We start from the raw sequence: 24089 nt of genomic DNA on the forward strand, positions 1-24089 counted from the left end.
TAACGAGTGGTACGCGATTGGTAACTATACGGAGATAGGCGTGACGGGCGGTATGGTCACTCTCGCGTTCTCGACGAACGCCTACACCGAACACTCGCTGTTGGAGGCCGCGGAACGCATCGCAGGACACGGATACGCTGGCGTCGAGATACTGGGCGACGAGCCCCACGCGTACTTTCCGTCGCTCGACACGCGGGAGACGGACCGAATCGCGACGGCGCTCGCCGACATCGGCATCGCGGTGGCGAACGTCAACGCGAACACGGCGATGGGGTACTACGACGACGCGCCACCGACGCCGTTCTTCGAACCGAGCGTGATTCGCGCGGACGATTTCGCTCGTCGGTGGCGCATCGAGTACACCAAGTGTGCAGTCGACCTCGCCGCAGCGGCGGGAGCGCCGGCTATCAGTCTCACGAGCGGCCAACCGGTGCCCGGGACACAGCCAGCGGCGGCCAGGCGACTCCTCCACGAATCCCTCCGGGAGATACTCGAATACGCCGACTGGAAGGGCGTCGACGTCGGCATCGAGTACGAACCTGACCTCCTCGTGGGCGACACCGACGACGTACTCGAACTCATAGCGGAAGTCGGCCACGACCGACTGGGCGTCAACCTCGACGTGGGCCACGCCGCCGTCAGTGGCGAAGACGTGCCCACGGCGATTCGCCGGGCGGCGGGTCACATCACGGGTGTTCACCTCGAAGACATCGTCGGCGGCCGTGGCGGGACGCACTACCACCGAATCCCGGGGGATGGCGACCTCGACTTCAGAGCGATATTCGACGCGTTCGACGACGTCGGGTACGACGGCTACGCCACACTGGAGCTGTACACGTACCCCGACGAACCGGATCGGGCCGCACGGGAGTCCTACGAGGCGCTCGTTCGGTATCTGTAACCGACGGCAGAGCCCTATCGGTCCAGCACGACCGGGACGCGCCTGCTCGCGACGTCGGCGGCGAAGGCCTCGTCGTCGGCCTCCAGCGCCTCGAACGTGTTGTAGTGCATCGGGAGGACGAGGTCAGGGTCCATCGCCTCGGCCAGTTCGGCCGCCTCGTGCCGGTCCATCGTGAAGCTCTGGGAGATAGAGGGAACGAACAGGGAGACGTCCAGTTCGGCGTGACCCGCCAGCACGTCCGTGTCGCCGGTCCAGAACACCCGGGTGTCGTCGAGTGCGAGCAGGAAGCCACAGCCGATACCCTTCGGGTGAATCGGTTCGCCGTCCGCGCCGACGTTCGGGCCGTCCGCGTGGTTGTACGCCGGCACTGTCCAGATAGGGACGCCGTCGACGAAGAGTTCGTCCTCCATGCTCACCTTGCGGACCTCGTAGTCGAGGTCAGAGAGTCGGTCGAGGTCGCGGTCGGTAGCGTGGACGTTGATGCCCTCGAACGCCACGACGGTGGCGTCGTCGGCCGCGACCCGACGGATGCCGTCCGGGTCGTAGTGGTGGACGTGCGTGACACAGACCACGTCGCCGTCTTTCGGCGCGTAGTCTCTCGTCTCGGGGTGGCCGACGCCCGGCGTATCGGGTTCCCACTCGCCGGTCAGCACGCCGTACCGGCCGGGGTCGAGGTAGACGACTGTGTCGTCGCCTTCGAGTCTGAGCGTGGCGTAGCCGAGCCATTCGGCCGTGATGCCGTCGTGTCGGATAGTCATGTGCCGGGATAGCGCTACCGACGTGATACGACTGTCGGTCAGCGCTGGTCTCACGCCGTCACGCGTTCTCGGCGAGGCGTTCGACCCGTGAGAGCGAGTCGGCGTCGGCCGGTGCCTTGTCCTCGCGGACTGCCAGAAAGCGCGGGAAGCGAAGCGCGTAGCCCGAGTCGTACGTCGTCGAGGTCTGTATCTCTTCGTAGCCCACCTGGAAGACGATTTCGGGAGCGATTGCGACGCTTCGCCCGTCCTCGGCGGTGACGTGGGGTTCGAGGCGGGCGGTCAGGTCGTCGAGTTCCGCGTCCGTGATGCCGGTGGCGACGTTGCCGACCTGCGCGTAGCCGTCGTCGGTGCGCACCGACAGTTCGAACGTCCCGAGGACGTTCGCTCGACGGCCCTCTCCCCACTCGGCCCCGGTCACCACACAGTCGAGCGTCTCGACGTCGGGTTTGCGTTTCCGCCAGTTCTTCCCGCGCTTGCCCGGGGTGTAGGCCGCATCGGGATCTTTCAACATGATACCCTCGTGGCCGGCTTCGAGTGCGTCGGCCTCCACCTCGCCGATTTCGTCGGCATCCGTCGAGAGCCACAGGTCCGAGACGACGCCGTCGTCGAACAGGGCGGCGAGGCGGTCGTGTCGCTCGCGGAGCGACGCGTCGAGCAAGTCCTCGCCGTCGACGTGCAGACAGTCGAACAGGTGGAGGCGGACAGTGACGTCTTCGCGGGTCGCCGCCACGTCGTGTTTCCGCCGGAACCGCCGCAACACCTCCTGAAACGGGAGCGGAGCGCCGTCGTCGGCCACCGCGACCACCTCGCCGTCGAGGATGGCAGGCACGTCGAGTGCATCCTCGACGGTGGCCACGACTTCGGGAAGCGGGTCGGTCACGTCCTCCATGTTCCGCGAGAAGAGGCGGGCGGCTTCGCCGTCGTAGTGGACCTGCACGCGAGCGCCGTCGTACTTCCACTCGACGGCCACGTCGTCCCAGTCCTCCAGCGCCCCGGTGACGGTGCCGGCCTGTGCGAGCATCGCCTGCACCGGACGGCCGACTTCGAGGTCGATTGCGTCGAGCCCCGTCTCGCCCTCGTCGCGGGCCACCTCGGCGACGTAGCCGTAGTCGTTCGACACCTGTAACGCGCGTTCGACGGCGTCGACCGGCACGTCGAACGCCGCGGCCACGGCGTCCCGAACCGTCCCGTCGCCGACGCCGATGCGCATCTCCGAGAGGACGAGTCGAGCGAGATAGCGGGCTTCGTCGGGGTCACAGCGGTTGAACAGGCCAAAGAGGACGTCGACCTTCGTCTCCTGACTGCCGTCGCCGGCGACGGCGGCGAGGTCGGTCAGTTCGCGTGCCACCTCGGCCACGGTGAGCGCGTCGGCCCCGCCACCGCCGAACGCCGCCAGTCCTCGCTGGCCGCCGAAGTCGTAGCTCGCGGCCACGTCGCCGATTTCCCCCCGTTCTGCGAGTCGCGCCTCCACGTCGTCGGCGCTCACGTTCCGGCCGGCGGCGCGGGCGATCGCCTCGTAGCAGAGGCGTGGCCCGATGTCGAGGGTCGTCGACTCGTGAGCTGGGAACACGCGGCCCTGTACGAACCGGGCCAGCGTCGCGAGGTCGTCCCCGGCGTCGGCAAGCAAGTCGGTGACGCACTCGGTGATGGCGGTGTCGGCACTCTCGGCTTCGATAGTCGCGGCGCGGTCGGCGAAGGCGGCGAACTCCATCGGCCACCTCTACCCGATAGGTGACCGTAAAGCCAGCGTCACCGGAGTTCGACTTCGATAGCGACGGTGTTTTGCTGTCCGGGCGCGGGGTAGGGGGCGTCGGGTCCGCCGGGGGTACCGAAGTCGTAGTCGAACAGTCCGTTGCCGTTCGTGTCTTGGTGGACGACGAGGACGACGGTCCGGCCGGACGCGGGCGGGTCGTCTACCTGAATCGCCACGTCACGGTGCGTCCCGGGTTCGAGGTACGGAGACACCCCGATGACCTCGCCGTCGGCGTCGTAGGCGTGGACGACGACGAACCCGCCGGAGGAGAGCGAGGCGGAGTCGACCGTCAGTTCGCCGCTCTGTACCGTCGGCTGGTCCACCGTCAGCGACGCGACGGGCGAGGAGAGCAGAACGAACGCGACGTAGGCGACACCCAGCAAGACCGCGGCGTGTTTCGCCCCGTCCTTGAGCGTGCCCTCGCCCAGTTGGCCGCCGATGAATCCGGTCAGGACGGCCTGAATGAGCGCGGTGTGGAAAAAGACCAGCGTGTACGCGGCCTTGTCTATCTGCCCGAGGCGAGCGAACTGGTCGGTTCCCACGCCCAGTCTGTTCCCGGACGGCGGCGTCGGCACCGACGACGGGAGCGCTGGGACCAGCACCTCCTGGACGGCGACGATGATGACGAGGAAGACGAGAAAGGAGACGTAGATGACCACAAGATAGGTGAGCATCTGCTGGCGTCGACGGTTCCGAAGCCGCCGGTCCGCCCGGGACTGGGTCGCGGCGATACGCAGGACTGGCCCCAGTTGCCCGGACGCTCGCATCGCGTTCGTCAGCAGCGTCACGACGCGGGTGACAGACACCGTCCGGATGCGACGACCGAACCGAACGAGTGCGTCGTCGACGTTCGCGCCCATCTGGATGTCCGCCCAGATGCGGTCGATTTCCGGCGAGAGGACGCCGACGTCGCTGCCGCGCACCCTGCGGATGCTCTCTACGAACGTCATCCCCGCTTCGTTGAGGCTCGCGAGGCGTTCCAGTAGCTCCGGCGTCGCGTCCTCGATACGTCGGATGCGCCGGGAGTACAACGTCCGAACGACGGCAAAGGAACCGAGTACGAGCAACACCGATTGTACCACGAGGTCGTCCAGCAACCGGACGTTGACGACGCTCGTCTGGAATGCGGCGGGGGCGCGAACGGCGAAGCTGACCACGGCCACCGGCACCGCGATGTACAGCACGTGCGTCGGGTTCCAGAGGAGGGTCTGGGTCGGCGAGCGAAGTACCCGCCTGACCGACCGGAGTCGGTCGTGGAACTGGAGGCGGCCCCAGTTCTGGTCCGTCCCGGGGACGACGCCCCCGTCGGTCAGTCCGGTCCGGTCCCGTGGTGCCGCCGGGCGACCGAGCGTCGCCGTCTGCTCGCGGTCGAGGACGTCGGTGTTCCCACCGTCGCCGATACCGAGGGCGTCGAGGGTCTGGCTCAGGTACACCATGAATCCGACGTTCGCGAGCGGGATGGCGAGATACGCGAGCATCTGGAGGAACCCGAGCGTGTCGGAGGTCGTCAGGCCGAACACGAGCAGAATGGTGATGAGGAACAGCACCCCGGCGACGAATATCGTCACGTACGCCTCGGCGATGGTCGCGAGCGATTCCAGCAGGTCGGCCTGCCGTTCGGCGGCCTCCTCGTGGTGACGCTCGTACTGGTTTCGGAGGAACGTCGAGAGCGACTGGCCGCTCTGGAGGACACTCGAGAGGTTCTCCGCGAACGTCTCGAACCGGTCGCTCGGCGTCCGGTTGGACATCCGCTCGATGGCCGATATCATGTCCCGGCCGAAGATATCCATCTCGCGGACGGCGACGGCCATCTCACGGGCCGTGTCCCCGTATATCTCGTCGTTCCGGGCGAGTAACCCCATCACTTCGGGGAACGCGATGCCACCCCGCGAGAGCGCGTACATGAACGCGATGGTCCGGGTCATCCCCTCGTCGATGTTCCGCTGTCGCACCTCGGCGGTGTTCTTCGGGAGTTCCCAGCGAAGGGTGTAGGTCAGCGCGGCGGCCAGGACGCCGCCAGCGACGCCGCTGCCGATGAGAACCAACAGCGTCTGAGTCGAGGTGAGGACGAGTTCGAACCCGCGGATGCCGAACGCAGCGACCATCGTCGGCGGCAAGCCCATGAGCAGGTCGACGATGGCCGGGACGGCGAGCAAGAATCCACCGACGGTGTACGCCCCGACGACGGCGCCGCCGATGGCGGCTAGCCCAGTGTACAGGAACGTCCGGGCGGCGTATCCCCGGTACGTCTGGCCGATGTACGCCGCCTCCAACTGGCGTTCGCGCTCGGTCGAGACGGTCACGTACCGTCCGAAAAGCCGTCGCGAGAGGCGCGTCAGACGCCGGTCGACCCCATCGTCGACCGACGCGAGGCCGACGATACCGAGGATGCCGACGACGACGGCAAGCGGTGCCAATCCCAGCGGGTTCAGCGCCATGTTAGGCCGTCACGTCGGTCCCGATTCGGGCCAGCACCTCGTCCTTGTCGGCGTAGTACTTGTTGACCATCGCGGTAAATCGCCGGTAGTCGGAGACGCCCTGCTCGTGGAGGTATCGGAGGAAGCGCTTGCGGTCGTTCATCTCCCGGAGCAGTTCCGACTGGTTCCACCCGCGTTCCTGCCGGATCTCATCGAGGAGTTCGCTGTTGCGTTCGGCGAAACGGTCCTCGGTGGCCTGCCACGAGTAACTCGTCGAGTAGTCGAGTTCGCCGGTCCGCTGGTCGATGCCCTCTATCTCGGCGAGCGTCTTCGCACGGCGGACGCGTTCGTCACCCGACCGGGCCAGCACCTGCACACAGAGGATGTCGAGGCTCTGGACCATCGGCCGCGGGACGTTGATCGGTTCGTTTTCCAGCCTGTTGATGACGGTCTGGACGGAGTCGGCGTGCATCGTCGAAAACGTCGTGTGACCGGTGTTCATCGCCTGAAACAGCGTGATGGCCTCCTCCCCGCGCACCTCGCCGACGATGATGTACTCCGGGCGGTGTCGGAGCGCAGAGCGCAGGAGGTCGTACATCGTGATGTCGGACTCGTCGAGACGCTCGCGAGTCACCGAGGAGAGCCAGTTGTCGTGGTACAGCGACAGTTCGCGGGTGTCCTCGATGGTCAGCACTTTCGAGCGCGGCGGGACGAACATCGCCAGCGCGTTCATCGAGGTGGTCTTGCCGGCCGCGGTCCCCCCGGCGAAGATGAGCGACTTGTTGGACTCGATAGCCAGCCAGAGGTACGCGAGCATCTCCAGCGAGAAGGTGCCGTACTCCAGCAGGTCGATGGGCGTGAACGGTTCGTCGGCGTACTTCCGGATAGTGAACGCGGACCCGCGCGGGGTCACCTCCTGTCCCAGCGCGAGTTCGATACGCGACCCGTCGGGCAGCGTCGTCGAGACGACGGGGTCGGAGACGGAGACGTGCTGGCCTGAGCGCTGTGCCAACTGGATGACGAAGTCGTCCAGTTCCCCCCCGTCGTAGACGATGTTCGTCTCGATGTCGGTGTAGCCGTCGTGGTAGACGAAGATGGGGAGATCCGGCCCGTCACAGGAGATGTCCTCGATGTTGGGGTCGTGCATCAGCGGGTCGATGTGCCCGTACCCCTGAAAGGACCGATAGAGGTAGTAAAACAGGCGGTAGAACGTCTCGGCTTCGACGACGACGCCGTACTCTTCGAGTCGGTTACGCAACTCTTCTCCGAGTGCCCGTTCGGGGTCGCTGTCGACGTCGTTCCGGTAGATGAGCGGCCCCCTGATGTCTTCGAAGAGTCGGTCGAGCAGTTCCCGCTCGATATCTGTCAGCGACGGTTCGACGACGTGATAGCGGTGTTCGTCGTTGTCGGGGTCGTAGTTGATAGAGACGAACGCGAACGGCGCGTTGAGCCAGTAGCGCTCTAACTCCTCGAGCCCGTCCAGCCCGTCGAAGCTCACGAGCGACCCGTGTCGACCGGGGTCGTAGTTCGACTCGGGGACGGCAGCGCCGGAGAGAATCGTCGCGGTTCGAGAGAGCCACGACTGGACGTGGCCCAGTGGGTCCTTGACGACGTCGCCGGGGTCGGGAGTCTCGGGGTTAGACATCAGTGGTGAGAGACCGCACGCAGTCGCGATTTACGTGCCATAGTGTGGCCACCTACTTAAATTCGCTCGCCGACTCGCCAGTCGTTACGTCCGGTCGACGGTGAGCAAGAGGTACGCGAGGACGGCGGCGACGAGGGCACCGACGGGCAGGGAAAACCCCGGGAAGTACCGGACGAACAGCACTGTCGCGGCGAGTGTCAAGAGCGCTACGAGCGCGAGCAGTGCGCCGAAGACGCGGACGGGGTCGACTGGGAGCGCTGCGGCGAGGCGCCCCTCCTCGAAGTAGTAGAACAGGCTCAGAGCGAACGGGATCGAGGACGCGACGAAGGCGGCGAAGCCGAGATACCCGGCCAGCGTAAGTTCCGGCGACGACTGAAAGGCCGCCACTTCCCAGGCCCAGAGAAACGGCCGCTCGTTCTGGAGTGCCGCGCCGAAGATGAACTGGAACCGGAAGGGGAGAAAGCGAAGCGCGACCACGGTCAGTCCAGCGGCCTCGAACACCGACGCCGACCACGGCGCGAGGGTGACCAGCCACGTCGACAGCACCGCCAGTTCGCCAGCGTACTCAGATTTGACCCACGCCATCCTGTCTGCAGGGCCAGCAGGCAGGGGGTAAAAGCTACCGAAAGGGCGCGGATAAGACCCTTGCGGTGGTGGCACCGCCGTTACGTTCATGGCGGGCGGTCCCCAACCTATAATCACCCGAATGAGGCGCGACAACTTCACCGTCGACATCGACAGCAAACCCGACGACGACGGCACCCCGACCATCAGTATCGACTACGACGGTCCGTCGGGGGCACTCCGCGAGCGCCTCACAACGACCACAGACGGGACCCTCGATGCGGACGAGATAGACGTCGCTTTCCGCAGACAGGCCGGGGCCGACAGCGGCGTCCTCTCCCTTACGAACCGCCTGACCGGGGAGTTCGTCCTCGAAGTGGCTGCCGCCGTCGACGAGATGCAGGCTCTCGTTACGGCCGCCGAGCGCCGGGACGACGACGGCGAGTACGAGGTCCGTCTGACCGACAGTGAGGGCAAATCGCTGGTCTACGAGAAGCGGACGCTCCTCGTCTACGACCACGACGGCAGCCTCCTCCGGCAGCAGAGCCTCATCCCCGGCGGGGTCGAACTCTAGAGTCGGTCGACGACGGCCGGCAGCACGTCGGTCACGTCGGCCCGTATCACGTGGTCGGCCGCCGAATCTCGCGGCGTCTCCTCGAAGTTCACGACGACCAGCGTCGCCTCGGCGTCGGCCGCTATCTTCGGTAGCAGCGACGCGGGCCTGACCGACAGCGACGACCCGACGGCGAGGAACACGTCGCTGTCGCGGGCGAGTCGCTGGGCCTCGCTCATCGCCACGTCGGGAAGTGATTCGCCGAACAGCACCACGTCGGGTCGGTAGATGCCCCCACAGGGACAGCGAGGCGGGAGGTCGCCGTCGGCCGCCCGCTCGAACGCCGCGTCGGCGGGCAGCCGGTCCCCGCAGTCGTCACAGCGCACCCGCCGGTTGGTTCCGTGGAGCTCGACGACCCGCTCGGACCCCGCCGCGTCGTGCAGGCCGTCGACGTTCTGCGTCACGACGGCGTCTAAGTGACCCCGCGACTCTAGCTCGGCGAGTGCCAGATGCGCGGCGTTCGGCGTCGGGTCCACGTCGCCGAAGAACTCCGCACGCAGTTCCAGTCGGTCCCGCCAGAACCCCTCCGGGTCGGCGTCGAGTCGCCGGCGGTGGAAGTCCGTCGGGTCGCGGCGCTCCCAGATGCCGTCCTCGCCGCGGAACGACGGGATGCCCGAGGCCGTAGACACGCCCGCGCCGGTCAGCGCGACGGCTGTGTCGGCGTCTCTGAGCGCTCCGGTGATAGCGTCGACCGCGTCGTCGTCGGCCTCACTCATGGACGGCCGTTACGGGGCGGCGACCGTGTCTCTATCGGTCACTCGGCTGCGGTGTCCCGTCCCCCGCGGGCACGGCGCTCCATCAGGCGCTCTTTCACGAGTGTGACATCGTTCAGTCCCGGGACGCATTTCCGGACGTTCCGCCACTTCTGTTCGGCCAGACTCCCGGCCACTGCGACCGAGAAAGACGGATTTAAAACGCCGCCGCGCGCCTCATAGTATGACATGCGATTGCACGAATACCAGGCGAAGCAGGTCTTCGCCGACGCGGGCGTTCCGACACCCGCCTCGCAGTTGGCCGAGACAGTTGACGAGGCCGTCGACGCGGCCGAGGACATCGGCTATCCCGTCGCCATCAAGGCGCAGGTCCACGTGGGTGGACGCGGGAAGGCCGGAGGCATCAAACTGGTCGAGAGCAAGGAGGAAGCCCGCGAGGCCGCCGACGCCATCCTCGGGATGGACCTCAAGGGCTATCACGTCTCGAAGGTCCTCGTCGAGGAGGCCGTCGACTTCGTCAACGAACTGTACGTGGGCGTGACCATGGACCGCGGCGAGGGCAAGCCCGTGGCGATGGTCTCGACGAAGGGCGGCGTCAACATCGAGGAGGTCGCCGAGGAGGACCCCGACGCCATCGCGCGCGAACACATCGACCCCGCGTTCGGGATGCATCCCTATCAGGCCCGGAAGGTCGTCTACGAGGCCGGCGTCGACCGCGACGTCGCCAACGACGTGGCCTCGGTCCTGACGACGCTCTATCAGCTCTGGGACGACCGCGACGGCAGCGACGTCGAGGTCAACCCGCTGATGATCACGAGCGACGACGAGGTGATCGCCGCCGACGCCGTCATGAACATCGACGACGACGCCCTGTTCCGCCAGCCGGAACTCGCCGAGATGAGCGAGGAGGCCGCGGAGGGCGACGAACTCGAACAGAAGGCCGACGAGTACGGCTTCGACTACGTCCGCCTGTCGGGCAACGTCGGCATCATCGGTAACGGCGCGGGCCTCGTGATGACCACGCTGGACCTCGTCGACTACTACGGCGGCGAACCCGCCAACTTCCTCGACGTCGGTGGCGGCGCGAAGGCCGACCGCATCGCCAACGCGCTCGACATGGTCTTCTCCGACGACAACGTCGATTCCGTCGTGTTCAACATCTTCGGCGGCATCACCCGCGGTGACGAAGTCGCACAGGGCATCAATCAGGCCTTAGAACAGTTCGACGAGATTCCGAAACCCGTCACTGTCCGTCTGGCCGGCACGAACGCCGAGGAAGGGATGGAGATTCTGAACGAGGACCTCGTCACGGTAGAGTACACGCTGGAGGACGCCGTCCAGCGTGCCGTCGAGTACGCGAAGGAGGTGGAAGCATGAGTGTTCTAGTCGACGAAGACACGCGCGTCGTCGTGCAGGGTATCACCGGCGGTGAGGGCAAGTTCCACACCGAGCAGATGCTGGAGTACGGGACCAACGTGGTCGCCGGCGCCGTCCCCGGACGCGGTGGACAGGAAGTCGCCGGCGTCCCCGTCTACGACACCGTCCAGCAGGCCGCCCGCGAGGAGGACGCCAACGCCTCCGTCGTGTTCGTGCCGCCCGCGTTCGCGGCCGACGCCTGTTTCGAGGCCATGGACGCGAAGGGGCTGGACCTCGTCGTCGCCATCACCGAGGGCGTCCCGACCCAGGACATGGCTCGGGTCTACCGCAAACTGCAGGAGACCGACACCCACCTCGTCGGACCCAACTGCCCGGGTCTCATCACGCCCGGCGTCGCCAAACTCGGCATCCTGCCGGGCAACATCTTCTCGTCGGGCAACGTCGGCCTCGTCTCCCGCTCGGGAACCCTGACTTATCAGGTCGTCGACAACCTCACCGAGCGCGGTCTGGGCCAGTCCACCGCCATCGGCATCGGCGGCGACCCCATCATCGGGACTGACTTCATCGACGCGCTGGAACTGTTCGAGAACGACCCCGACACCCACGCCGTCGCCATGTGTGGCGAAATCGGCGGCGAGGACGAGGAAGAGGCCGCCCGCTACATCGGCGAGCACATGGACACGCCCGTCGCCGGGTTCATCGCCGGCCGCACGGCCCCGCCGGGCAAGCGCATGGGCCACGCCGGCGCCATCGTCTCCGGGAGCGGTACCGGCACCGCCGAGTCGAAGATTTCGGCGCTCGAAGACAACGGCGTCCCGGTCGGCGACACGCCCGAGGAAGTCGCGGACCACATCGAAGACCTGCTCTAGCGGCCCTTTCCGCTTCCGTCTCTTCTTGTTTTCTCTGCGCAACTCGAACGCCGCCGAGTCGAAGATTTCGGCGCTGGAGGACAACGGCGTCTTCGCGAGCGGAGCGAGGTCGACCAGCGAGAGACCTCGATGTGGAACGGCGAACAACGTGAACCGTGGAGCAGAGCGACCGAAGGCTCGATAGACGAGCGAGACGAGGGCGACCGGCGGAAGCCCTCGATGCGAAGCGGTGAGTGAAGTGAACCGCGGAGCGAAGCGAGTCTATCGGCGTCCCGGTCGGCGACACGCCCGAGGAAGTCGCGGACCACATCGAAGACCTGCTGTAACCCGCCCTTTCTTATCCACGCTTTTCGTATGGCCGATGAATGACCGCGTGGGGACACACCAGACGCGTCGCACTGACTGGACACGACACGGCCGGACTCGACGGCGTCTCCACAGCCCTCGCCGACGTCGAGGGGATCGACGTCGAGGAAGTCGGCCGGTCTGACCTGTTAGGCCGTCTCGACGGCGGGGAGTTCGACGCCGTCGTACTCGGGGACAATCCGCCGGAACAGGACGCCGTGACGATGCTGGACGAGATTCGAGCGACCGGCGTCACACTCCCCGTCCTCGCTGTGGGTACCGACGTCGACACCGACCGCGTCGAGACGGCGCTCGTGGCCGGCGTGAGCGACTACGTCCGCTGGCACGACGACAGCGGGCCGGAGTTGGCCGGTCGTCTCCGTGCGCTCCTCCGGCAACCGTGGCGCGACGGAACCATACAGGCCGCCTGGTGGGAGGACGCCCTCGGGTCGCTCGCCCACGACGCGAAGAACCCGCTCAACGTCGTCACCGGGCGACTGGAACTGCTGGACGTCGAGACGACACACAGCGAGGCGATGAATCGGTCTATCAGCCGGGTGGAGGCGATGCTCGACGAACTCTCGACGGTCGCCACCGTCTCGGGACCGGTCGGGGCGACGGAGTCAGTCTCGCTCGCGGACGTCGCCAACGAGGTCTGGGGCCGGCTCGATGCCCGCGATGCGACGCTCGACGTCGAATCTGATGGGACCCTCACCGTCGACCCAGACCAGCTAGGCGTGGTTCTCGAACGCCTCCTCGAGAACACGTTGCTCCACGGCGGCGACGACGTATCCGTCACCGTCGGCGCGACAGACGAGGGGTTCTACGTGGCCGACGACGGCCCGGGAATCCCGGACGCGGACGTCGAGCGCGTGTTCGAACAGGGGTACGGGACGGCGCGGACCGGAGAGGGGTACGGGTTGTTCGTCGTCGCACAGGCCGCGGCGGCACACGGGTGGTCCGTCGACGTAGGAGAGAGCGATAGCGGCGGCGCGCGGTTCGACGTGGCGGTCCGCTGACCCGTCGAGAGTAGGGCCATCTGAACCGTGTGACCGAACGTCCACCGACAGCACGGGGAAATATCGAGACTGGACGGATGACCACCAAACAGCGGCCGGATAGTGTGAATCCATACCACGTTCTCAGAGACGTGAACGTTCCGGTGTAGCTATAAGGCACGAATATCAACGTTCGGGTATGCCCCACACCTGCCGGAACTGCAAGCGGACCTTCGGGACAGAACTCGAGCTCGAACTCCATCTCGACACCTGCTCGGCCGGCCAGTTGTACTGCGACGAGTGTGGCGACCGGTTCACGGAGCGAGCGGCCACCGAGGACGGGTGGCACTATCGCTGTCCGAACGACGACTGCGACGGGGAAGGTATCGACGACGACATCCACCGCGTATCCGACGCTCGCGTCGCCAAACAGTAGTTCTCGACGTCGCTGCCTCGCTTACACCCCCTCACGAGCGGCTGCCGTCGCGATGTCCGCGATGCGGGCACAGGCGCGCGCACACACCGGCGCGTAGCCGGCCGCGAGGACGGGTATCTCGAAGCCGACGACTGCGCCGGCAGGGTGGGCCTCGACGAAGTGGCCGGTCGCCGGGACGCCCGCGACCGACCACGTCCAGCGGTGGGTCGCACACGTCGTCACGCGAAACCGCACCCAGAGGCCACCGACGGTTTTCACACGGCCGGTCGTCCCGGCCTCGACGTAGCGGTCCTCACAGTCGACGGCGGTGATCGACGGCCCCCACTCGGGCCAGCGCTCGGTATCGGTCAGGACCTCCCACACAGTCTCGACCGGTGCGTCGACCGCCCGGCAAACGACGAGACGGCGACCGTCCGGTGTCTGTGCCAGTTCGACGTCGGTGTCGCCCACTGAGACAACCATTATCAGTTGCAATAGAGCGGAGACAAGGTATAGGTTAGTTCGGTCGTTACGCATCGCCAGATGATCGACGCCCGCGACCTTCGCAAGGAGTACGGCGGTTTCGTCGCCGTAGAGGGCAGCACCTTCTCGGTCGACAGCGGCGAAGTCTTCGGCATCATCGGCCCCAACGGGGCCGGCAAGACGACGACGCTGAAGATGCTCGCCGGCCTGCTGGAACCGACCGACGGCGAGGCCGAGATAGCGGGCCTCGACACGCAGACGACGGAGATGCGAGAGCAACTGGGCTTTCTCCCCGAGGAGTCGCCGCTGTACGAGGAGATGACGCCCGTCTCGTATCTGGAGTTCTTCGCGGACCTCTACGACGTGCCAAGCGACGTGGCCCACCGGCGGATGCACGACACGCTGGACGAACTCGATCTGGAACACCGCGACCGGAAACTCGGCGACATGTCGAAGGGTATGAAGCGGAAAGTCGCCATCGCCCGGTCACTCATCAACGACCCCGACGTGCTCATCTACGACGAACCGGCGTCGGGGCTGGACCCGCTGACGACGAACTACGTCATCGAGTTCACCGAGCAACTCGCCGCGGACGGCAAGACCATCGTCTTCTCCGCGCACAACCTCTTTCACGTCGAATCTATCTGCGACCGCGTCGTCATCATGAACGAGGGACAGATCGTCGCTCGCGGCGACCTCGAACAGTTACAGGCAGAGTACGGCGAGACGCGCTATCACGTCTACACGACCGTCGACGTGCCCGAGGCCGCGGCGGAGAACGGCCACTTCAAGCGGGTCGTCGGCAGCATGGACGCCGTCGAGGAGACGCGCGCGGCCGCCGAGTCCGCGGGCGGCACCGTCGTCGACATCCGTACCGAGGAGTCCAGCCTCGAAGAGGTGTTCCTCAACGTCGCGGAGGCGGGCACCCGCGGCACCCGCTACGTCGGGGAGGACGCGGAGTAGATGCAGTGGGACAAGCTTCTCCGGGTCGCGAAGTGGGAGGTGACGAAGAACGCGGGCGGCGTCGACAGACGGACGCTCGCCATCATGGCCGTCGCCGTCGTCGCGATGGGCGGCGTCGCGGCGGTCGCCGTCGCGGGCGCGAGTCCCGGACTGGACGCCGACATCTATCGCATCGGCGTCGAGGAGTCGAGTCCGTACCACGGCGTCGCAGAGGCCGACGGGAGCTTCAGGATACAGGACCCGAACCCGAAGGCCGTCCGCCGCGGCGAGCAAGAACTGGCCTTCGACGGTGACAGACTGCTGGTCCCGCCACAGTCGGGAAAGCAGGCGGCCGCGCTGTCGGCGCTTCGTGACAGCACCGAGAACTACAACGACCGGACGCTCGCCCGTGACGACAACCAGACTGCGGCGTTCCCGGTGTCGGTGACGGTGGTGTATCAGAAGCAGGGCGGGCCGAACCCATTGGACCCACGCGACGACGCGGCGGGTGGCGACGGCGGGACAGACGAGAGCAGTGAGAGCGACGGTGGAACCACCGGTGGCGGTGACGGAGCGACCGGCGGCGGTGGCGACGGCGCGGCTGGCGGTGGTGGTGACGGCGCGGCCGGCGGCGGCGGTGCGAACCTCGGGAACATCGGCGCCCGGCTGACCGGCGACGTACAGGGCGGGACACCCTCGGACATCGCCCCGCCGTTCCCCTTCGAGTCGCTGGTGCTTGCCTTCCTCTATGTCGTCCCGATGAACTTCGTCATCCAGGCGTACGGGTCGTCGATGCTGTCCGAACGGCTGAATCGACGCGGCGAACTGTTGCTCGTGACGCCGGCCTCGCGGGGCGACATCATCGGTGGGAAGACGCTCCCGTACTTCCTCGGCGCCGTCGGCGTCGCGGCGGCCATCACGGCGGCGCTCCGGTTCAGCGGCGTCGCGCCCGATGGCAGCGCCATCGCGGTGCTCGCAATCGTCCCCATCGCCATGCTCTTCCTCGCGGCGACGTTCTGTGGCGCGATGTTCGCGCGGTCGTTCAAGGAACTGACCTTCGTCACCGTCACCATCACCGTCTCGCTGACCTCCTACGCGTTCGTCCCGGCCATCTTCACCGACGTGACTCCCATCGCGCTCATCTCGCCGCTGACGCTCGTCGTGATGGACCTCACCGGACAGTCTATCTCGCTGGCGGAGTTCGCGTTCTCGACGGTGCCGCCGCTGCTGACGGCGCTGGTGCTGTTCGGCCTCGGTGCCGGCCTCTACCGCGAGGAGGACATGTTCACCCAGCGCGCCATTCCCCTGAAGGTGCTGGACGCGCTGGCGGGCCGCATCAAGTCCCGGAAGAGCGCGCTGAAGATGAGCGCCCTCCTCCTCCCGCTGGTCGTCGTCGCCGAACTGGTCGCCGTCGCGTTCCTGTTCGTGCTGGACTCGGTGTCGCTGAACGTCTTCGGGACGAACCAGACGCTGGCCGTCGTCCTCGTCCTCGGCGTCGTCGCCGTGGTCGAAGAACTGGCGAAGAGCCTCCACCTCTATGCCGGGTACGCCAACGCACGCTACGAGCGCACGCTTCGGTCGGCTATCGGCCTCGGGGTCCTCTCGGGGCTCGGGTTCTTCGTCGCCGAGAAGGGCCTGCTCATCGCCCGCCTCTCCAATCTGGAGAGTCTCCCGGTCGGGAACGCGGCTCTGCAGGGTGCTACCCCGCCGTCGGGCGTCCCGCTGTGGGTGGTGGCGCTCCTCTTCCTCTTCGCGCCGCTGGCGCTACACTCGGTGACGGCGGCCATCTCCTCGGTCGGCGCACAGCGGGGGCGCGGCGCCTACGCCGTCGGTGTGGGCGTGGCCGTCCTCGTTCACGTCGCGTACAACCTCACGGTGGTGGTCGGCCTTGCCTGAGGACCGGCCGTGGTACCGTGACCCCCGACTCGTCGTCGCGCGCCGCGACGTGGCCTCCCTCTCGCGGGAGAAGACCATCGTCCTAGCCTTGCTCATCCAGTTGTTCGTCGCGGGCTTTTCCTCGTTCCTCGTCGTCGGCCTCACCTCCCTGTACGACCCCGGGTCCGTCTCCGCGGGCGAGGTGGAGGTGGCCGTCACGGGCGACGCACGGGACGCGCTCCTCGACGCGGCCGCCGAACAGGAGGGGGCCGACGCCGTCGCCTACCGGAACCCCGACGCCGCGATACTCGCGTTCGAGGAGCGCCGCGTCGACGCGGTGTTGAACGCCCGGTACGTCGAGGCGGCGTCGGGCGACGGGAACCGGATAGCGGTGACCGCTCGCGTCCCCGAGGGGAGCGTCCGCTCGACGCTCATCGTCGTGGAGGTGCGGCGGGTCCTGAATGCGCTAGAGCGGCAGGAACGCGTCGAACGCGCCGGGTCGCTCGACACCGACCCGGTTCCGCTCCCGCCGGAAGCCAGCGCGAGTCCGTACTTCGGCTTCACGTACACCGTCCTCATCCCCCTGTTGCTCTTTCTCCCGGCGTTCATCAGCGGGTCGGTGGTCGTCGACACAATCACCGAAGAGATAGAGCGCGGGACGCTGGAACTCCTGCGGGTGGCCCCCGTGTCGTTGCTCGACGTCGTCGACGGGAAGGCGCTCGGGATGGTCCTGCTCGCGCCCGCACAGGCGCTCCTGTGGGTCCTCCTCCTGATGGGCAACGGAATCCCGGTGGCGAACGTCCCGGCTATCCTCCTGTTCGTCGCGGCCGTCGCGGTCGTCGTCGTCACCATCGGCGTCGTCCTCGGCGTGGCGATGCAGCGCCGCCGGCCAGCGCAGTTGCTGTACTCCGTCCTGACGCTCGTCGTCTTCGGGGCCGCGGTGCTGCTCCCGGAGCATCCGGCGACGACGGTGGCGAAACTCGCCGTCGATAGCCCGACGCTGCTGACCTACGGGCACGTCGCCGGCAGCGTCGTGCTGGCGGTCGCCGGCTACGCGGTGGCCCGGCAGTACGTCGCCGGTGTCGACGCCGACGCGCTCTGACCGACGCGCAACTTTTTGTCCGCGGCGGCCGGCGCTCCGGTATGGAGTACACCACCCTCGGTTCGACCGGGATGGAGGTCAGCCGCCTCTGTCTCGGGTGTATGAGTTTCGGGACGCCGGAGTGGCGCGACTGGGTCCTAGGCGAAGAGGAGAGCCGCGAGATTATCGAGCGGGCCATCGACCTCGGCATCACCTTCTTCGACACCGCGAACATGTACTCGAAGGGCGAGTCCGAACGCGTCCTCGGGAACGTTCTCGCAGACTACGAACGCGACGGGCAGGTCGTCGCGACGAAGGGATACTTCCAGATGGACGACCAGAACCCGAACTCCGGCGGCCTCTCGCGGAAGGCGCTGGAACAGGAACTGTCGAACTCGCTCGACAGACTGGGGATGGACACCGTCGACCTCTACCAGATTCACCGCTGGGACTACGACACGCCCATCGAGGAGACGCTGTGGACCCTCGACGATGCGGTCCGCCGCGGCGACATCCGGTACGCCGGCGCGTCCTCGATGTGGGCTCACCAGTTCGCCGACTCGCTACGGACGAGCGAGCGCGAGGACCTCGAACGGTTCGAGACGATGCAGAACCACTACAACCTCCTCTATCGGGAGGAAGAGCGGGAGATGCTGCCGCTGTGCCAGAAGGAAGGTATCGGCGTCCTCCCGTGGAGTCCGCTGGCCCGTGGCTACCTCACCCGCCCCCACGAGGAGGTGGCGGCGACGGTCCGGGGCCAGACCGACGACTACGCCCGCGAACACCCCTACTACGAGGGCGGCGGCCGCACGGTCAACGAACGCGTACAGGAACTGGCCGAGGAGTACGACGCCACGATGGCCCAGATTGCGCTGGCGTGGCTGCTGGACAAGGAGTGGGTCGACGCACCGATTATCGGGACGTCGAGCGTCGAACACCTCGAACAGGCCGTCGAAGCGCTGGACATCGACCTCTCGACGAGCGACGTCGAGTATCTGGAAGCACCGTACGAACCGGTCCGGGTGTCGGGCCACGAGTAGCGAGGTTCCGAACGCAGTGAGGAACCTCGACGGAGCGGGGAGCAGAGCGACCCGTGGAGTAGCGAGGGGCACGAACGGGGTGAGCGCCCCGCAAAGCGCAACGGCGACCAGCGGGAGAGCCCTCGAACGCGAGTGGGCGATACCCGCGACCGCTCACGGCACCCGCCCGCCGACAGTCCCGGACTCGCCGCTGTCGGACTGCTCGTGGGTATGGTGGAAAAAGCGGATGAGCGGCGTCCCCTCGTCGTCGCTGACTGGCTGGAAGCAGGCCCGCCGGAACCGCTCGTCGTCACGGAGTTTCACCATCAGTCCCTCCTCGTGGAGCGACACCGACTCGAAGTCCGCGCCACAGATGGGGCAGATGACCGGCCCGTCGGCGTCGTCGCTCACGCCTGCACCTCGTCGGCGACCCGCTGCATCGTCTCGAACCCCTCGTCGTCGTAGGCGATGAGGTACACGTCGGTCAGCGACTCGGGGTCGAACGCCGCTATCTCCTCGCAGATGATGCGGATGCCGTCCTCGAAGTCGTAGCCGGCGATGCCACACCCGATGGCCGGCAGGACCACGGACTCGCAGTTCAGCGCGTCGGCCTCCGCCAGCGCGTTCCGGGTGGCATCGCGGATGCTCTCGGCCGTCGACTCCCCGCCGGGCGGCATCGCTGCGGCGTGAACGACGTACTCGGCGTCTAAGTCGTAGGCGTCCGTCGTGGCGACGCCGCCGAGTTCCACGGGTCCCTTCGCGACGGCTTCGTCGTCGATGCCGGACCCGGCGGCGCGTTTGAGCGCGCCGGCGACGCCAGACCCCATCCGGAGACTCGTGTTCGCGGCGTTGACCAGTGCGTCCGCGGACTGGGCGGCGATGTCGCCCTGGATGACCTCGAATTCCATGCGAGAGGGTGGGACCGTCACCCTCAAAGAACTACGGGGGCATGCGATAGCGTCTCACGCCAGCCCGAAAGCCGTCCAGCCCCTATGCCGAGTATGGACCTCCTCAGGATGGACTGGCGGGACGTGGGGTTCGTCCACTGGCCGGTCGACCCGGAGACGGTGGCGGCGACGCTCCCCGATGGGGTGACCGTCGACACCTACGATGGGCGGGCGTGGCTGGGCGTCGTCCCGTTCGAGATGGCCGACATCCGGCCGCGGGGCAGTCCCATCGGCCGCTCGTTCGGGGAGTTGAACCTCCGGACGTACGTCACCGACGGCGAGACGCCGGGGGTGTATTTCTACAATCTGGACGCCGACGACCGCCTGAGCGTCGGCATCGCCCGGCGGTTCTTCGAGTTGCCGTACTACCGCGCGTCGATGGAGATAGCCCGCCGGGACGACGAGGTGCGGTTCCGGAGTCGACGGACCGACGCCAGAGCGCCGTCGGCGAACTTCGACGCCACCTACGGCCCCGCGGTGGGGGCAGAGCCCCACCCACCGGAACCGGGGAGTCTGGAGGCGTTCCTCGTCTCCCGCTATCGGTTCTACGTCGCTGACGGCGACGGACGCATCTACTACGCCGACATCGACCACGATCCGTGGCCCTTGCAGGACGGCACCGCCGAACTCCGACGCAACGACCTGTTCGCGGCCAACGGGTTCGAGACGCCCGCTGTCGACCCCGTCGTCTACTACAGCCCCGGCATCTCGGTGACCGCGGGACGACTCCACCGCCGGTAGCGCCAGCGCTACACTGATTGTCCCACCGGCCCCACTGTGACATGTGTTCTCGGTTCGCCCGCTCACGGTGGTGCTCGCCGACGTCTGTTTCTGTCACTGGCCAGTCGACGCCGACGCCCTCTCGCGGTCGATACCCGACTGGCTCACCGTCGAGACGGCCGACGGCGACGCGTGGGTGACGGCCGTCGCACACACGATTAGCGGCGTCTCGTCGTTCGGCGTCGACCTGACCGGTCCCGTGGCGGCCGTCACCGTACGGACCTACGTGCGCGGCCCGGACGGCCATCGCGGCGTGCGCTTTCTCGCCGTGTACGCCGACGACGCGCTGACCGCGACAGTCACGGAGCCAGCACTCCGCCTGCCCTACCGCGAGGGTCGACTCGGCCGACAAACGGACGACGGCGAGTACCGAACGCGGCGGACGCTCGACGTGGACGGCCGCCGCGTCCTCGACGTTCGCTACACGCCCGGCGACGGCGAGACGACCACCGCACCCCCGGACTCGCTCGCCGCCTTCCTCGTCGAACGGCACCGCTACTTCACGACTGGCGGGTTCGGGACCCACCTCGTCGGCAGCGTCGGCCACGACCCGTGGCCGCTGGGCACCGTCGACGCCGACGTTTCGGGGACGCTCCTACCGACACTCGGTCTGCCGGACCCCGCCGGGTCACCGCTCGTCCACTACAGCCCCGGCACCGAACTCGGCCTCTCGCCGCCGCGGCCCCTGTGGCTGGACTGACCCCGAGGCTTTAGAACTTGCCGCGCGTGGACAGTTGTATATCGTGACGGACCTCGACAAGGCCAGCGGGTGGGCCGGCGTCGCATCGGTACTGCTGACCAACGTGGCGACGGTGGGCGCTACGGTCGCGTCGCCGTCGTTCGAGTGGACGGGCAACGCACTCTCCGACCTCGGGCAACCCGGGACGCCGGTGGCGACGCCGGTGACGACGCTGCTGTTCGACGGCGGCCTCGTCCTCGGCGGCCTCGTCGGCCTCGGCTTCGCCTATACGCTCTGGACGGCCGGGGAGAACGTCGTCGAGCGACTGGCGGTCCTCCCCTTTGCCGTCGCACTGGTCGGGATGGCCGGCGTCGGCGTCTTCCCGTCCAGCCAGCCACTCCACGCGCCGGCCGCAGTCACGCTGTATCTCGCCTCGATGGTCGCGATGGCAGTGTACGCCGTCGGGAACGCCGTCGCCAGCGCACTGCGACGGGGGGTCGTGACGCTCGGCCTCGTCTGTGCCCACGTCGGCGTCTGGTGGTGGTGGGCGAGCGGCGGGTCAGTGGCCCGTGGCGGCCTCGCAATCCCCGAAATCGTCGGTGCGTTCCTGTTCAGCGCGTGGGTCCTCTGGACCGCCCACTGGCACCTCGCCGGCGAACGGGCACCGGACGGGGCCGGCGTCGTCGCGTCGGCGTAGCCTTCGCCGCAAACGCGGCTAGCAAACGGGTGTCCCGTGGCCAAACAGCTAAGGGACCACCGACACTGGTCCAGTTCGATATGGCAGCCATCGAGACGACTGGCCTGACCCGGCGGTTCGGCGACGTCACCGCGCTGTCGAACCTCTCGCTGACCGTCGAAGAGGGGGCGCTGTTCGGTCTGCTGGGCCCCAACGGCTCCGGGAAGACGACGACGATAGAGCTCCTGACCGGCCAGCGCGAACCGACCAGCGGGACCGCTCGCGTCGTCGGACGCGACCCGGTGACGGACCCGATGGGCGTCACGGCGGCCATCGGCATCCTCCCCGAGCGCGAGGACCCTCCGAGTTTCCTCACCCCGCGTGAGTACCTCTCTTTCGTCGCCGAGGTGCGCGACGTAAGTGACCCCGACCAGCGAATCGGAGCGTGGGCCGACCGACTCGAATTCGCGGGCATCCTCGATGCGCTCTCGACCGGACTCTCGGAGGGCGAGCGTCAGCGGGTGATGCTCGCCGCGGCGTTCCTCCACGATCCCGACCTGGTCTTCATCGACGAACCGCTCGTCAATCTGGACCCGATCATGCAAGAACGGGTCAAGCGACGACTGGCGGACTACTGCGCCCGGGGGAACACCCTCTTTCTCTCGACGCACTACGTCGACGTGGCCGCCGAGTTGTGCACCCACGTCGGCATCGTCGATGACGGCCGCCTCGTCGCCGAGTGTGACCCACGGGGGATGAGTGAGGACGAACTTTTGGAGTACTTCGTCGCCGAAGTGGGCGACGAGAGTGCGGAGGTCCGGACGTGACCGGCGCGCTCTTTCGCTGGATGCTGCGCGAGGAGTGGCGACTCCACAGCCACTTGTTCGGTGGCCCTCGATTCGCCGCGTTTCCCCTCGTCGTGGCCGTCCTGACCGGCATCGGGACGTGGCTCCTCTCGGTCACCGGGACGCCACCGGCGAGCGTCGCGGGCGGACTGGTTGGGCTAGTCGGCTTTTTCGGCCTGCAGGTGGGCACCATCGGACTGGTGGGCCGCGACGCACTGCGGGACGTTCTGGGCGACGTGACGCTGCTGGTGTTCTCGGCGCGGACCCTGCCGCTATCGTGGCAGCGTTTGCTCGCCACGTTCCTCCTCAAGGACGTCTGTTACTACGCCGGTCTCGTCCTCACGCCCGTGGTGCTGGGCTACGGCGTCGTCGCCGTCGCTTCGGGCGTCACCCCGGGGAGCGTCGCACTGCTGTGGCTCTCGGCGATTGGCACGTTCGCCTTCGGTGCGTCGCTGAGTCTCGCGCTCGTCGCGCTGGCCGGGCGGCGTCGACTCGCGGCGCTCGGAGCGCTCGTCGCCGGGACGGCGACGGTCGTCAGTGGCGTCGTCGACCCAGTCGCGTACACTCCCTACGCGCTGTACGCGGAGGGGACGCTCTCGGGGGCCGTCCGCGGCCTCGTCCCGACGGCCGTCCTCGCCGCCCTCGGCGTCGCGCTGTTCGAACCGGGCGACGACGATTCTTCGGGCCGCCACCGGGCGACTGAACGCCTGTTCACGAGCGTCTCGGACCCGCTGGCGCGGCGGTCGCTGCTGTCGGTCGCGCGCTCGTCGGGGTCGGTCTGGAAAGTCGCGTTCTCGATGGGGGTTCTGTTCGCGGTGACGGCGCTCTTGCTCGGGCAGGTGACCGCCGGGACGGGTACCGCCCCCCACCCCGGCATCGCTTTCGGGACGCTCCTCGGTCTGGGCGCGTTCACCACGTATAGCTGGGTGACGCAGTTCGACTCGCCCCGCGAGTACCTCCGATTCCCGGTCACCTACGCCACCGTCTTCGCCGGGACGATGCGAGCCTATCTCGTGCTCTCGCTCGTGGCCGGCATCGGCTATCTCGCCGTCGCGGCGCTCTGGTTCCCCGTGGGCCGCCTCGCCGTGGGCGCGCTGGTGCTGCCGGGGGTCGCCGTCTACGTCTTCGGCGTCTCGGCGTACCTCACGGGTCTCGCGCCGAACGAACTGCTCTTCGACACCGCGCTGTTTGCGGTGTTCGGCGCGGCGCTTGCCGCGCTCGCGGTACCGTTACTGGTCGCCGCACTGGTCGTCAGTGTCGCACCGCAGCCCGTCGTCGGCGGCGCCGTCACGCTCTCGATAGGTGCCGGCGTCGTCGGATGGCTGTTGGCCCGCCGCGCCGGGCCGCGGTGGGAACGCCGACTCCGCACCGCGTGAGCGGGTTACCGACGTTCC

Annotated in this window: 24 protein-coding genes; 15 read left to right on the forward strand and 9 right to left on the reverse strand. The window is 67.5% G+C overall.

Translation table 11 applies throughout. The annotated features are described in order from the left end of the window. Nucleotides 1-52 precede the first annotated feature (52 nt). A complete protein-coding gene (locus NDI85_RS03540; RefSeq protein WP_188994563.1) occupies nt 53-901 on the forward strand; it encodes a sugar phosphate isomerase/epimerase in 849 nt (282 codons plus the stop codon). Between the two features lie 14 nt (nt 902-915). Here NDI85_RS03540 and NDI85_RS03545 read toward each other — a convergent pair whose 3' ends face one another. From NDI85_RS03545 to NDI85_RS03565, 5 genes are all read right to left on the reverse strand, one after another. After that, on the reverse strand, nt 916-1659 hold the full coding sequence (locus NDI85_RS03545; RefSeq protein WP_188994561.1) for an MBL fold metallo-hydrolase: 744 nt from the start codon (nt 1657-1659) through the stop codon (nt 916-918). Between the two features lie 58 nt (nt 1660-1717). Next, nucleotides 1718-3370 carry an ATP-dependent DNA ligase LigA gene (gene ligA, locus NDI85_RS03550; protein ID WP_310914935.1) on the reverse strand — a complete coding sequence of 551 codons (1653 nt, stop codon included), beginning with the start codon at nt 3368-3370 and terminating at the stop codon, nt 1718-1720. Nucleotides 3371-3408: 38 nt separating this feature from the next. Next, the gene (locus NDI85_RS03555; RefSeq protein ID WP_310914936.1) at nt 3409-5850 is read right to left on the reverse strand and encodes a type II secretion system F family protein; all 2442 of its coding nucleotides are present in this window, start codon (nt 5848-5850) and stop codon (nt 3409-3411) included. A gap of 1 nt (nt 5851) precedes the next feature. Beyond that, nucleotides 5852-7474, reverse strand: a complete 1623-nt coding sequence (locus NDI85_RS03560) for a type II/IV secretion system ATPase subunit (protein ID WP_188994555.1) — start codon at nt 7472-7474, stop codon at nt 5852-5854. 84 nt (nt 7475-7558) lie between these two features. Further along, on the reverse strand, nt 7559-8059 hold the full coding sequence (locus NDI85_RS03565) for a TIGR04206 family protein (RefSeq protein WP_188994553.1): 501 nt from the start codon (nt 8057-8059) through the stop codon (nt 7559-7561). A 121-nt stretch (nt 8060-8180) separates the two neighbouring features. On the opposite strand from NDI85_RS03565, the gene NDI85_RS03570 reads away from it, so the two are divergent. Further along, nucleotides 8181-8612: a DUF5793 family protein gene (locus NDI85_RS03570; RefSeq protein WP_310914937.1), complete on the forward strand. Its 432-nt coding sequence runs from the start codon at nt 8181-8183 to the stop codon at nt 8610-8612. On the opposite strand, the gene NDI85_RS03575 is transcribed toward NDI85_RS03570, so the two are convergent. Beyond that, nucleotides 8609-9367 carry an NAD-dependent deacylase gene (locus NDI85_RS03575; RefSeq protein ID WP_310914938.1) on the reverse strand — a complete coding sequence of 253 codons (759 nt, stop codon included), beginning with the start codon at nt 9365-9367 and terminating at the stop codon, nt 8609-8611. The two genes, NDI85_RS03570 and NDI85_RS03575, sit on opposite strands and share 4 nt — an antisense overlap. A gap of 225 nt (nt 9368-9592) precedes the next feature. On the opposite strand from NDI85_RS03575, the gene sucC reads away from it, so the two are divergent. From sucC to NDI85_RS03595, 4 genes are all read left to right on the forward strand, one after another. Continuing rightward, entirely contained in the window at nt 9593-10741 is a 1149-nt protein-coding gene (gene sucC / locus NDI85_RS03580; RefSeq protein WP_310914939.1) for an ADP-forming succinate--CoA ligase subunit beta, read from the forward strand. After that, a complete protein-coding gene (gene sucD / locus NDI85_RS03585) occupies nt 10738-11610 on the forward strand; it encodes a succinate--CoA ligase subunit alpha (RefSeq protein WP_310914940.1) in 873 nt (290 codons plus the stop codon). The genes sucC and sucD overlap by 4 nt, the downstream gene beginning before the upstream one ends. Nucleotides 11611-11975: 365 nt before the next feature. Further along, entirely contained in the window at nt 11976-12974 is a 999-nt protein-coding gene (locus tag NDI85_RS03590; protein ID WP_310914941.1) for a hybrid sensor histidine kinase/response regulator, read from the forward strand. A gap of 178 nt (nt 12975-13152) precedes the next feature. Further along, nucleotides 13153-13389: an HVO_2901 family zinc finger protein gene (locus NDI85_RS03595; RefSeq protein ID WP_188994543.1), complete on the forward strand. Its 237-nt coding sequence runs from the start codon at nt 13153-13155 to the stop codon at nt 13387-13389. 21 nt (nt 13390-13410) lie between these two features. On the opposite strand, the gene NDI85_RS03600 is transcribed toward NDI85_RS03595, so the two are convergent. Continuing rightward, on the reverse strand, nt 13411-13851 hold the full coding sequence (locus tag NDI85_RS03600) for an SRPBCC family protein (protein WP_188994541.1): 441 nt from the start codon (nt 13849-13851) through the stop codon (nt 13411-13413). Between the two features lie 60 nt (nt 13852-13911). On the opposite strand from NDI85_RS03600, the gene NDI85_RS03605 reads away from it, so the two are divergent. From NDI85_RS03605 to NDI85_RS03620, 4 genes are read left to right on the forward strand one after another with little or no spacing between them, the layout of a single operon-like run. Further along, nucleotides 13912-14814: an ABC transporter ATP-binding protein gene (locus tag NDI85_RS03605; protein ID WP_188994539.1), complete on the forward strand. Its 903-nt coding sequence runs from the start codon at nt 13912-13914 to the stop codon at nt 14812-14814. Next, a complete protein-coding gene (locus NDI85_RS03610) occupies nt 14815-16689 on the forward strand; it encodes an ABC transporter permease (protein ID WP_188994537.1) in 1875 nt (624 codons plus the stop codon). Continuing rightward, nucleotides 16682-17770, forward strand: coding sequence for an ABC transporter permease (locus tag NDI85_RS03615; protein WP_310914943.1), 1089 nt, complete (start codon nt 16682-16684; stop codon nt 17768-17770). Before NDI85_RS03610 ends, NDI85_RS03615 begins: the two co-directional genes overlap by 8 nt. A gap of 41 nt (nt 17771-17811) precedes the next feature. Further along, the gene (locus NDI85_RS03620; RefSeq protein ID WP_188994533.1) at nt 17812-18789 is read left to right on the forward strand and encodes an aldo/keto reductase; all 978 of its coding nucleotides are present in this window, start codon (nt 17812-17814) and stop codon (nt 18787-18789) included. Between the two features lie 153 nt (nt 18790-18942). On the opposite strand, the gene NDI85_RS03625 is transcribed toward NDI85_RS03620, so the two are convergent. Then, nucleotides 18943-19179, reverse strand: a complete 237-nt coding sequence (locus NDI85_RS03625; protein WP_310914944.1) for a hypothetical protein — start codon at nt 19177-19179, stop codon at nt 18943-18945. After that, the gene (locus NDI85_RS03630; RefSeq protein ID WP_188994529.1) at nt 19176-19676 is read right to left on the reverse strand and encodes a macro domain-containing protein; all 501 of its coding nucleotides are present in this window, start codon (nt 19674-19676) and stop codon (nt 19176-19178) included. Before NDI85_RS03630 ends, NDI85_RS03625 begins: the two co-directional genes overlap by 4 nt. Before the next feature lie 93 nt (nt 19677-19769). On the opposite strand from NDI85_RS03630, the gene NDI85_RS03635 reads away from it, so the two are divergent. From NDI85_RS03635 to NDI85_RS03655, 5 genes are all read left to right on the forward strand, one after another. Continuing rightward, on the forward strand, nt 19770-20456 hold the full coding sequence (locus NDI85_RS03635; RefSeq protein WP_188994527.1) for a YqjF family protein: 687 nt from the start codon (nt 19770-19772) through the stop codon (nt 20454-20456). A gap of 43 nt (nt 20457-20499) precedes the next feature. Further along, the gene (locus NDI85_RS03640; protein ID WP_310914946.1) at nt 20500-21195 is read left to right on the forward strand and encodes a DUF2071 domain-containing protein; all 696 of its coding nucleotides are present in this window, start codon (nt 20500-20502) and stop codon (nt 21193-21195) included. A 43-nt stretch (nt 21196-21238) separates the two neighbouring features. Continuing rightward, nucleotides 21239-21871 (forward strand): DUF998 domain-containing protein, encoded by a 633-nt coding sequence (locus tag NDI85_RS03645; protein ID WP_310914947.1) that lies wholly within the window; start codon nt 21239-21241, stop codon nt 21869-21871. A gap of 80 nt (nt 21872-21951) precedes the next feature. Next, on the forward strand, nt 21952-22677 hold the full coding sequence (locus NDI85_RS03650; protein WP_310914948.1) for an ABC transporter ATP-binding protein: 726 nt from the start codon (nt 21952-21954) through the stop codon (nt 22675-22677). After that, complete coding sequence (locus tag NDI85_RS03655; protein WP_229783069.1) at nt 22674-24071, forward strand: hypothetical protein; 1398 nt, start codon at nt 22674-22676, stop codon at nt 24069-24071. The genes NDI85_RS03650 and NDI85_RS03655 overlap by 4 nt, the downstream gene beginning before the upstream one ends. The last annotated feature ends 18 nt before the right edge of the window (nt 24072-24089 follow it).

Origin of the sequence: Haloarcula sp. S1AR25-4 (genome assembly GCF_031624555.1) — an archaeon.
In the GTDB taxonomy this organism is placed as follows: domain Archaea; phylum Halobacteriota; class Halobacteria; order Halobacteriales; family Haloarculaceae; genus Haloarcula; species Haloarcula pellucida.

Excerpts from the sequence above, each read along its gene's own strand:
- NDI85_RS03540 (WP_188994563.1), top strand. The coding sequence starts at position 53 with ATGGTCACTCTCGCGTTCTCGACGAACGCCTACACCGAACACTCGCTG.
- NDI85_RS03570 (WP_310914937.1), top strand. The coding sequence starts at position 8,181 with ATGAGGCGCGACAACTTCACCGTCGACATCGACAGCAAACCCGACGAC.
- NDI85_RS03595 (WP_188994543.1), top strand. The coding sequence starts at position 13,153 with ATGCCCCACACCTGCCGGAACTGCAAGCGGACCTTCGGGACAGAACTC.
- sucD (WP_310914940.1), top strand. The coding sequence starts at position 10,738 with ATGAGTGTTCTAGTCGACGAAGACACGCGCGTCGTCGTGCAGGGTATC.
- NDI85_RS03590 (WP_310914941.1), top strand. The coding sequence starts at position 11,976 with ATGACCGCGTGGGGACACACCAGACGCGTCGCACTGACTGGACACGAC.
- NDI85_RS03565 (WP_188994553.1), bottom strand. The coding sequence starts at position 8,059 with ATGGCGTGGGTCAAATCTGAGTACGCTGGCGAACTGGCGGTGCTGTCG.
- ligA (WP_310914935.1), bottom strand. The coding sequence starts at position 3,370 with ATGGAGTTCGCCGCCTTCGCCGACCGCGCCGCGACTATCGAAGCCGAG.
- NDI85_RS03560 (WP_188994555.1), bottom strand. The coding sequence starts at position 7,474 with ATGTCTAACCCCGAGACTCCCGACCCCGGCGACGTCGTCAAGGACCCA.
- NDI85_RS03635 (WP_188994527.1), top strand. The coding sequence starts at position 19,770 with ATGGACCTCCTCAGGATGGACTGGCGGGACGTGGGGTTCGTCCACTGG.
- NDI85_RS03610 (WP_188994537.1), top strand. The coding sequence starts at position 14,815 with ATGCAGTGGGACAAGCTTCTCCGGGTCGCGAAGTGGGAGGTGACGAAG.
- NDI85_RS03600 (WP_188994541.1), bottom strand. The coding sequence starts at position 13,851 with ATGGTTGTCTCAGTGGGCGACACCGACGTCGAACTGGCACAGACACCG.
- NDI85_RS03630 (WP_188994529.1), bottom strand. The coding sequence starts at position 19,676 with ATGGAATTCGAGGTCATCCAGGGCGACATCGCCGCCCAGTCCGCGGAC.
- NDI85_RS03555 (WP_310914936.1), bottom strand. The coding sequence starts at position 5,850 with ATGGCGCTGAACCCGCTGGGATTGGCACCGCTTGCCGTCGTCGTCGGC.
- sucC (WP_310914939.1), top strand. The coding sequence starts at position 9,593 with ATGCGATTGCACGAATACCAGGCGAAGCAGGTCTTCGCCGACGCGGGC.
- NDI85_RS03545 (WP_188994561.1), bottom strand. The coding sequence starts at position 1,659 with ATGACTATCCGACACGACGGCATCACGGCCGAATGGCTCGGCTACGCC.
- NDI85_RS03605 (WP_188994539.1), top strand. The coding sequence starts at position 13,912 with ATGATCGACGCCCGCGACCTTCGCAAGGAGTACGGCGGTTTCGTCGCC.
- NDI85_RS03650 (WP_310914948.1), top strand. The coding sequence starts at position 21,952 with ATGGCAGCCATCGAGACGACTGGCCTGACCCGGCGGTTCGGCGACGTC.
- NDI85_RS03575 (WP_310914938.1), bottom strand. The coding sequence starts at position 9,367 with ATGAGTGAGGCCGACGACGACGCGGTCGACGCTATCACCGGAGCGCTC.
- NDI85_RS03620 (WP_188994533.1), top strand. The coding sequence starts at position 17,812 with ATGGAGTACACCACCCTCGGTTCGACCGGGATGGAGGTCAGCCGCCTC.